Raw genomic sequence first — 8,833 nt, 5'->3', positions numbered from 1 at the left:
AATTGAAAATCCGGTGGCGATAGCTAAGGGGATCCACCTGTTCCCATGCCGAACACAGCAGTTAAGCCCTTATACGCCGAAAGTACTCGACTGGAAACGGTCCGGGAGGATAGGGAGCTGCCGGTTAGGAAATTCCGCATCTGATGGATGCGGAATTTTTCTTTATGGGAAATCCGCATTTCTATATTGCCAAAGTTCTATGAAATGCGTTAAAATATTCTAAAAAATCTTATTTTATGGAGCGTGCTATGTATAACTTCAAGAATTTACTGGTAACGATAAAAGAAGACGGGATCACTCACATCAGCATCAACCGGCCAAAGGTCCTGAATGCGTTGGATACCCTGACACTGCAGGAATTGAAGAGCTGCATCGACCAGCTCAGGACGGATGCCAGGGTCAAGGCGGTGATCCTCCAGGGAGCAGGGGAAAAGGCCTTTGTGGCTGGTTCGGACCTGACCGCCATGAGCCAGATGACGGCCCATGAGGCCATGGCTTTCTCCCGCTTCGGCCATGAAGTCTTCAATGCCATCGAGAATCTACCCATGGTGGTGGTCGGTGCAGTCAATGGCTATTGCCTGGGTGGCGGCTTGGGTCTAGCCCTGGCATGTGATTTCCGCTACGCTTCCTCTACGGCCAAATTCGGACAGCCAGAAGTGAACTATGGAATCATCCCCGGGTTCGGCGGTTCCCAGACCCTGACACGCCTCATCGGCAAAGGCCGTGCCAAGGAGATGATCTACACGGGAGATCTGGTCGATGCCCAGGAAGCGTACCGGATCGGATTGGTCAACCGGGTCCTGCCTCCAGAACTGCTGCTGGAGACCTGTGAGAAAGTCTGCCGGAAAATCATGGAAAAGGGGCCCATTGGTATCGGATCTGCCAAAGATGCCATCAACCACGGTATGTCCATGGATCTGGCTTCGGCTCTCAGCTATGAAGCCCAAGTCTTCGGCAATTGCTTTGCCACTTTGGATCAGGCAGAAGGGATGAAGGCTTTCCTGGAAAAACGGAAGCCAGTATTCTTGGGAAAATAGGGAGCCAGCCTGCCTGCTGGGAAAAAGTTCCTGAAAAACTGGACAATCTGTCCATCAGGCTGTATAATAGAGATAAAAGAGCAACCCTCCGATGTGCGAGTCGAATTCCATATGTTTTGAGCCAACACTCTCTATAAGGGAGCCCGTGAACTCCGGCCGTTGATGATATGCCCTTTCGAGGGGACATCAGATATGACAGGGAGGGCACCCACCTGCTTAGGCAGGTTCAAAACTCGGAATTGGTACGGCATTGTAGGGCTCTTTCTTTTTTTATACCAAAATATCCCAAAGGAGCCTGTTGAAGCTGATGCTCACCCAGATTTTCCTGGTGGTCCTGCTGGATCGGATCACCAAATCATTCATTACCCATACCATGACTGTCGGCATGAGTATCCCGGTGATCCCCGGGATACTCAGCTGTACCTATGTGCTGAATCCGGGGGCTGCCTTTGGCCTTTTGGAATACAAAAGAGCTTTCTTCGTAGCAATCACCCTGGCTGCGGCAGGGGCTATTTTCCTGTTCCGGGACCATATCCACCGAGAAGGGCCTAGAGCCCGGCTGGGGACAGGAATGTTCCTGGGGGGGGCTCTGGGGAACCTGATCGATCGGATCGCTACTGGGTATGTGATCGATTTTGTGGATTTTCATTTCTGGCCCGTGTTCAACGTGGCAGATATCTTTATTTGTCTGGGAGTGGGATTGATCGTATGGAGTATGCTGGAGGACGAAAACAAGAAGGACAACAGGCTGGAGACGCCGGACGGATCCCGGAAGGAGCAGTCCTAAAGGTGACCGAGCCGGCCACCCCAGAAGAAAAGGGAATGCGGGTGGATGTGTTCCTGGCTGCACGGCTGGGAAACACCCGATCCAATGTCCAGCATGACCTCCAGGAAGGACTCATCTGCCGGGAGGGGAAGCCGGTGAAGGCCAATACCAAGGTGAAGACCGGAGATGTGTTCCAGGTAACGGTGCTGCCCCCGGTGGAGCTGGAAGCGAAGCCAGAAAATATCCCCCTGGATATCCTCTATGAAGATGAAGATGTGATCGTGGTGAACAAGCCTCGGGGCATGGTGGTGCATCCTGCCGCTGGGAATCCGGATGGGACCCTGGTAAATGCCCTGCTGTACCACTGTAAGGACCTTTCCGGCATCAACGGGGTCATCCGTCCCGGCATCGTCCACCGGCTGGATAAAGACACCAGCGGGGTGATGATCTGTGCGAAGAATGATCAGGCCCATCTTTTCCTGGCGGAACAGATCCAGAAAAAGGAAGCCAAACGGACCTATCTGGCCATTGTCCGGGGCAATATCAAAGAAGACCATGGCCATATCGAAACCCAGCTGGACCGGGACCCCAGGGACCGGAAAAAGATGGCTGTGGTTCCCAGCGGAGGCCGCTGGGCGGCGACAGATTATGAGGTATTGGAGCGTTACGGAAAGTTTACGGTGGTGCGCTGCCGGCTCCTGACGGGACGGACCCACCAGATCCGGGTACATATGACCTACATCGGCCACCCGCTGGTAGGGGACCCGAAATATGCGCCCCAGAAGACCTGTTTTTCCATCAGCGGGCAGGCGCTCCATTCGGAACAGCTTACCTTCTGCCATCCCCGCACTGGGGAATGGATGACCTTTACGGCTCCGGTGCCGGAAGATATGCAAACCATCCTGACCCGTCTGCGCCACGGGCAGTTCCATTAACAAGGAGGCAATCGTTATGACTACTTCGGTGAAGAAAAAAACCATTATGGATGCGGATGCCATGCGTCGGGCTCTGGTCCGGATCTCCCACGAGATCGTGGAACGGAACAAGGGCGTGGATCATGTGGTACTGGTGGGGATCCGTACCCGGGGCGTGCCTCTGGCGGACCGGCTGGGCCGGGAAATCCAGCAGATCGAAGGGGTGGAACTGCCCGTAGGCTCTCTGGACATCACCCTCTACCGGGACGATCTCTCCACCCTGGGGTACAATCCAGTGATCAGCGAAACGGATATCGATTTCGATCTGAATGGGAAGACGGTGATCCTGGTAGACGATGTACTGTTCACCGGACGGACCATCCGCAGTGCCCTGGATGCCCTGATCGATATGGGGCGGCCCAAAGCCATCCAGCTGGCTGTGATGGTGGACCGGGGCCACAAGGAACTGCCCATCCGGGCCGATTATGTAGGGAAGAATGTCCCTACTAGCAACAGTGAGACTGTGGATGTGGCCCTGGCAGAGATCGATGGGAACGATGAAGTGTCTCTGTCGGACATCCGGGCTTAGAAGGGAATGCCGTGCGTTTAAAAAGCTTTTCAGCCCATGGGTTTAAATCCTTTGCAGATAAAGTGAATATCGAATTCGAACCGGGCATCACGGCCATCGTAGGGCCCAACGGCAGCGGCAAGAGCAATATTTCCGATGCCATCCGCTGGGTCCTGGGGGAACAGAGCGTGAAATACCTCCGGGGTACGAAGATGGAGGATGTGATCTTCGCTGGCAGCAGCGGCCGCCGGCCCATGGGGATGGCGGAAGTGGACCTGGTGTTTGACAATACGGACCACTGCCTGCCAGTGGATTTCGAGGAAGTGAGCCTCCAGCGCCGGGTCTATCGGAGCGGGGACAGCGAATATTCCATCAACCAGAAAAACTGCCGGCTGAAAGATGTAGTGGCCCTTTTGGCGGATACCGGATTGGGCCGGGGGTCTTTGTCCATCATCGGCCAGAACAAGATCGATGAGATCCTCAACAGCCGTCCGGAGGACCGGCGGGCCATTTTCGAAGAGGCGGCGGGAATCGCCAAGTACCGTCTCCGGAAAAAGGAAGCCCTGCGGAAGCTGGACGATACGGCCGCCAATCTGCTCCGGATCCATGATATCCAGAGCGAAATCGAGAAACAGCTGATCCCCTTAGAGGCAGCGGCGGAAAAAGCCCGGCAGTATAAAGAAATCAGTGCCCGGCTGCGGAAGGTGAAGGTGACCCGGATCCTGGGACAGCTGGCTTCCTTGGAAAAAGAGCAGGAACAGCTGACGGAAAAACTCCAGGACCTGGAAAAACAGCTCCAGGAACTGGCCGCCTTGTCCGCGGCCCTAGGTACCCAAGAAAAAGAGCTGGAACAGCAGCTCCAGGACCTGGAAGCGGCGTACAATGCCTACCAGGAGAAAACCCTGGCCCAGGAAAAAGAAACTGCCGGGTACCGGAGCCAGCAGGCCGTTTTAGGGGAACGGATCCAGCAGAGCCAGAACCGGATCGCTCAGCTGGCCAAAAGCCGGTCCGGTCTGGAAGAGGAATTGGCTCGGAGCCAGGAGAACCTGGAACTGGTAACGGAAGAGTACGACAAACTGGAAGAAGCCCAGTACCGGGCCCAGAAACTGCTGGCAAGGGCGTCAGCAGAAAAAGAGACCTTGACCGGGGCGGTCCAGGCATCAGAAGAAAAACTGAAAGCTTACCAGGAACAGGCTTTTGACAGCATGCGGACCCTGGTGATGACCCGGAACCAGCTGGCCAGCGTCCGTCAGGAACAGGAACGGCTCCATCGGCAGCAGGAACAGCTGAAGGAAAAGGTCCAGGAAGGAGAAGAAAGCCTCCAGGCCGTGACGGAACAGCTACAGGAAGAAAAGTCCCGGCTGGAAAACCTGGAAAACAGGAAACAGCAGTTGGAAGCAGAAGCTCAGCAGCGGAACCGGGAACTGGAAGAAAGCGTCCACCGGTACCGGGAAGAAAACCAGCAGCTGGAACAGTCCCAGCGGACCCTGAATCAGAAAAAGGCTCGGCTCCAGGTACTTTCTGCCATGGAACGGGAACATGAAGGGTTCAGCAAAGGGGTCCGGACGGTCTTGGGTGCCCAGGAACCTTTCCGGGAGCGGATCTGCGGTGTAGCAGCGGAACTGTTCACTGTGGAAGGGACCTATGTGACCGCTTTGGAAACGGCTTTGGGGGGCGCTCTCCAGGACATCATCACGCGGGATGCCCAGGCTGCCAAGGAAGCCATTGCCTATCTTAAAAAGAAACAAGGAGGGCGGGCTACCTTCCTACCCTTGGATACCCTGCGGCCCCGGCTGTTGGGCAGCCGGGAAAGAACGGCCCTGGGCTGCCCAGGGATCATCGGGATCGCTGGGGATCTGGTCCAGTGCGAAGCAAGTCTCCGTCCTGCAGTCCAGTTCCTCTTGGGACAGGTGCTGGTGGCCGATACCCTGGACCACGCCCTGGCAGCTGCTCGGAAAGCCGATATGCGGGTACGGGTGGTGACCCTGGAAGGGGATGTGGTCTATGCAGGAGGTTCCCTCAGCGGCGGCCAGAAACAGCCGGGGAAAAGTTTCCTTTCCCGGAAACAGGAGATCCAGCAGCTGACAGAAGAAACCCGGCACTTGGAAACAGCCTGCGGAGCTATTCGGCAGCAGCGGGAGGCATTGACCCAAACGGGAAAAGTACAAAAAGAGGCCCGGCAGCGGTGTCTGGAGGAACTCCAGAAAATCGAAGTGGAAAAAGCTGGGGCAGAGGCCCGGGTCCAGCAGGGGACGGATCAGAAAAAGAAACAGCAGGAAGAAATGGACTTGCTGCTGCGGGAAAAACGGCAGGGGACGGAACGGTTCCTGGCTCTCCAAGCCCAGGCCCAGGAACTGGCTCCCCAAGTGGAACAGCTGGAGCAGGCCGACCTGGAAGGGAAAAAGGCAGCCCAGGCCCTCAGCGCTGGCTTGGTGGAACAGCGGACCCAGCTGGAAACGGCGGTCCGCCGGTATCAGGATGCCCTGATTTCCGTCAATGCGGGGAAAAGCCAGCTGGAAGCCCTGGATATGCGGATCCAGTCCATCGATCAGCTGGGGGAAAAGACCCAGCAGGAAATCACTCGTGGGGAGGAAGAAGTCCGGCAGCAGGAAGGCACGATCCGAGACTGTGAAAAGAAACGGACCCTCCTGGAAAAGAAGATCGCCGCCCTGGAACAGGAACTGGCAGGGTCCGATGAGGCCCGGAAGCAGTTCTTCCAGGAAAAGGAAACCCTCCAGGCCAAACGGCAGCAGTTGACCCAGCAGGGCATCATCCTGAAGGGACAGGAAGCCAGTGTCCAGCAGCGGTTCCACAACAGCGAGATGGAACAGGTGAAAAAAGCGGCGGAAGCCGAACACGGACGGCAGCAGCTCCAGGAAACCTATGGACTTACCGAGGAAACCGCCCGGGAGGAGGCCTTTCCTGGGGAACTGCCGGAAGGAGAATTGAAAAAGCGGGAAGCTCAGGCCTCCCAGAAACTGGCGGACCTGGGACCGGTGAACCAGGCGGCAGAAGAAGAATACCAGGCGGCCCGGGAACGGTACGAATTCCTGAAGGGGCAGTATGAGGATATGACCCAGGCCAAGGCCCAGCTGGAAACTGTGATCAGCGGTATCAACACCGATATGACCCGCCGCTTCCGGGAAGCCTTTGGCAAGATCAATGGATATTTCGGGGATTGCTATGAGAGACTGTTCGGTGGAGGACGGGCCCGGCTGCGGATCCAGGACGAAAACCATATCCTGGAATCCGGCATTGAGATCGAAGTCCAGCCGCCGGGGAAGAAGATGCGGAATCTGTCCCTGTTTTCCGGCGGGGAACGGGCCTTGACGGTGATTGCCCTGCTCTTCGCCCTCCTGACCTATCAGCCGGCGCCCTTTGTGATCCTGGATGAAATCGACGCCCCCTTGGATGAAACCAATATCGACCGTTTTGCCCAATTCCTGAAAGCCTATGGACAGAAGACCCAATTCATCGTGATCACCCACCGGAAAGGGACTATGGAAGCCGCAGATGTGCTCCATGGGGTCACCATGGAAGAATCGGGGGTATCCCGGGTCCTGTCTGTGAAATTATCGGAGGTACCGGAATCATGAGTTTTATCGAACAACTGAAAGACGGGCTCAGTAAGACCCGGAAAAATTTCACCGAACGGATGGAAGAGCTGGTGGGAGCCAGCGTAGAACTGGATGACGACTTCATGGATGAGATGGAGATGATCCTGGTCGCCGGGGATGTGGGAATCAAAACCACGGAAAAGATCATGGCTGCCCTGCGGAAAGCTGCTGTCACCCGGCAGATCAAGTCGCCGGCGGAAGCTCTGCCCTTCCTGAAGAACTATATCGCTGAGATGCTGAAGACCACCGGTCCCCGGATGCGCTTCAAAGGGCATCCTTCCATCGTGCTGGTGGTGGGGGTCAATGGCGTGGGGAAAACCACCACCATCGGCAAACTGAGCAACTACTACCGGCTCATGGGCTACAAGGTGATGATGTGCGCCGCGGATACCTTCCGGGCCGGTGCCACGGAACAGCTCCAGATCTGGGGAAAGAAGGCCCAGGTGGATGTGATCGCCCACGGAGATGGGGCGGATCCGGCGGCAGTGGTCTATGACGGGGTCCAGGCGGCCATCGCCCGGAAGGCGGATGTGCTGTTCGTGGACACGGCCGGACGGCTCCACAATAAGACCAACCTTATGAAGGAACTGGACAAGATCTACCGGGTGATCCGGAAAGAGATCCCGGACGGGCCCCATGAGACCCTGCTGGTGCTGGATGCCACCACCGGCCAGAACGCCATCAGCCAGGCCAAGATCTTCCTGGAAACCGCCCATGTCACCGGCGTGGTGCTTACCAAACTGGACGGCACCGCCAAAGGGGGCGTGGTGGTCGCCATCAAGGAAGAACTGGGATTGGATGTAAAGTGGATCGGCATAGGGGAAGGGATGATGGATTTCCGGCCCTTCGATCCCCAACAGTTTGTGGAAGCGTTGTTTGAGACGAAAAAAGAGGACTGACGAAAGTCAGCCCTCTTTTTTCGTGTTCGGTCCAAAGAATTCCACAATGGTGTGGGCGACGAAGTCGCTGGTCTTTGGGTCGCTGAAGGTATGGTTGGCGTTTTCTACTGGGAGGAAGGTAATCACGTTGTTTTCGGCAAATTCCCGGGAATCTTCGATAGGAGCCAGCTTGTCTTTGGTCCCGTGGAGGATCAGCATATCGTCTGCCCAATCAAAGTATTCATACTTCCGCACGTCGGATTTTTCCAGGTCGTCCACGAACTGTTTGTCCATTTTCATTTTCCGTTCGTAGCCCACTTGGACTTCTTTTCCTTTTTCCAGCTTTTCCATTTCTTCTGGGGACAGGTAGTTCTTCACCAGCTGGGCCATATGGATCCCCGGGCACCGGAGGGCCACCTTTTTGAAGGGATTCCCGATTTCCGCCATGTATTTCAGGGTCAGATAGGCCCCGAAGCTGGTGGAGTAGTTGTACAGGGTTGTGGCGTGGAGTTCTTTATGGGCATAGTCCACCACCAGAGTCAGGTAGGTCATGAATTCTTCCAGCACCAGCTTCTTCCGGGCATCCATGCCGTGACAGGGCCAGTCGAACACCAGGGCCCCATATCTCTTGTATTTGGTGATCAGCTGCTGGGCGAATTTGGCAGCCGAGTGGTTTTCCTTGTTGCCCCCGAATCCGTGGGTGCAGATCACCAGGCTGGGGATGTTCCGGAAATCTTTTTGATAGTATAGCTTGCACCGGATACTGAAACCCTTTTCATTGATATCGATATATTTTTCCATGGAGCAGGCATCCTTTCTTTTAGTCACGGGTATTAGTATAGAACAGTTGAGAAGGATTTGCCAGAGGAGATAGTCTTTTTTTTGTACTGTATAAACATATAAAAGGCATATGGAATATAGAATATGAATATACATAGCTTTTTACCGTTGAACTTGTACTAAAATTATGATAAATTATAAGAGTAATGACATGGGAATCAGTAGCTGTCAATAAAAAGAATCTGTAGGAAGGAGGAACGCTTATCGATAACC

The 8,833-nt window shown here is 55.3% G+C and carries 7 protein-coding genes, 1 rRNA gene and 1 other RNA gene; 8 read left to right on the top strand and 1 reads right to left on the bottom strand.

Features of this window, described 5'->3' with window-relative positions:
* Positions 1–9 precede the first annotated feature (9 nt).
* From rrf to ftsY, 8 genes are all read left to right on the top strand, one after another.
* Positions 10–126: ribosomal RNA gene (gene rrf, locus ACTUHY_RS10950) — 5S ribosomal RNA — on the top strand.
* A gap of 122 nt (positions 127–248) precedes the next feature.
* Complete coding sequence (locus ACTUHY_RS10945; RefSeq protein WP_442827742.1) at positions 249–1,037, top strand: enoyl-CoA hydratase-related protein; 789 nt, start codon at positions 249–251, stop codon at positions 1,035–1,037.
* Positions 1,038–1,117: 80 nt separating this feature from the next.
* Positions 1,118–1,300, top strand: a non-coding RNA gene (gene ssrS / locus ACTUHY_RS10940) — 6S RNA.
* Between the two features lie 44 nt (positions 1,301–1,344).
* Positions 1,345–1,824 carry a signal peptidase II gene (gene lspA / locus ACTUHY_RS10935; protein WP_442827739.1) on the top strand — a complete coding sequence of 160 codons (480 nt, stop codon included), beginning with the start codon at positions 1,345–1,347 and terminating at the stop codon, positions 1,822–1,824.
* 35 nt (positions 1,825–1,859) lie between these two features.
* Positions 1,860–2,738 carry an RluA family pseudouridine synthase gene (locus ACTUHY_RS10930; protein WP_442827741.1) on the top strand — a complete coding sequence of 293 codons (879 nt, stop codon included), beginning with the start codon at positions 1,860–1,862 and terminating at the stop codon, positions 2,736–2,738.
* Positions 2,739–2,754: 16 nt separating this feature from the next.
* Positions 2,755–3,306, top strand: coding sequence for a bifunctional pyr operon transcriptional regulator/uracil phosphoribosyltransferase PyrR (gene pyrR / locus ACTUHY_RS10925; protein WP_442827738.1), 552 nt, complete (start codon positions 2,755–2,757; stop codon positions 3,304–3,306).
* Between the two features lie 11 nt (positions 3,307–3,317).
* Positions 3,318–6,881, top strand: a complete 3,564-nt coding sequence (gene smc / locus ACTUHY_RS10920) for a chromosome segregation protein SMC (RefSeq protein ID WP_442827737.1) — start codon at positions 3,318–3,320, stop codon at positions 6,879–6,881.
* Positions 6,878–7,801: a signal recognition particle-docking protein FtsY gene (gene ftsY / locus ACTUHY_RS10915; protein ID WP_442827736.1), complete on the top strand. Its 924-nt coding sequence runs from the start codon at positions 6,878–6,880 to the stop codon at positions 7,799–7,801. The genes smc and ftsY overlap by 4 nt, the downstream gene beginning before the upstream one ends.
* Positions 7,802–7,807: 6 nt before the next feature.
* Here ftsY and ACTUHY_RS10910 read toward each other — a convergent pair whose 3' ends face one another.
* Positions 7,808–8,581 (bottom strand): alpha/beta hydrolase family protein, encoded by a 774-nt coding sequence (locus tag ACTUHY_RS10910; RefSeq protein ID WP_442827735.1) that lies wholly within the window; start codon positions 8,579–8,581, stop codon positions 7,808–7,810.
* Positions 8,582–8,833: the final 252 nt, after the last annotated feature.

This window comes from Acidaminococcus nyctereutis (genome assembly GCF_052216985.1).
GTDB lineage: Bacteria > Bacillota > Negativicutes > Acidaminococcales > Acidaminococcaceae > Acidaminococcus > Acidaminococcus fermentans_A.
Note: the sequence above shows the minus strand (reverse complement) of the source record. Positions and strands in the feature narration are given on the sequence as shown.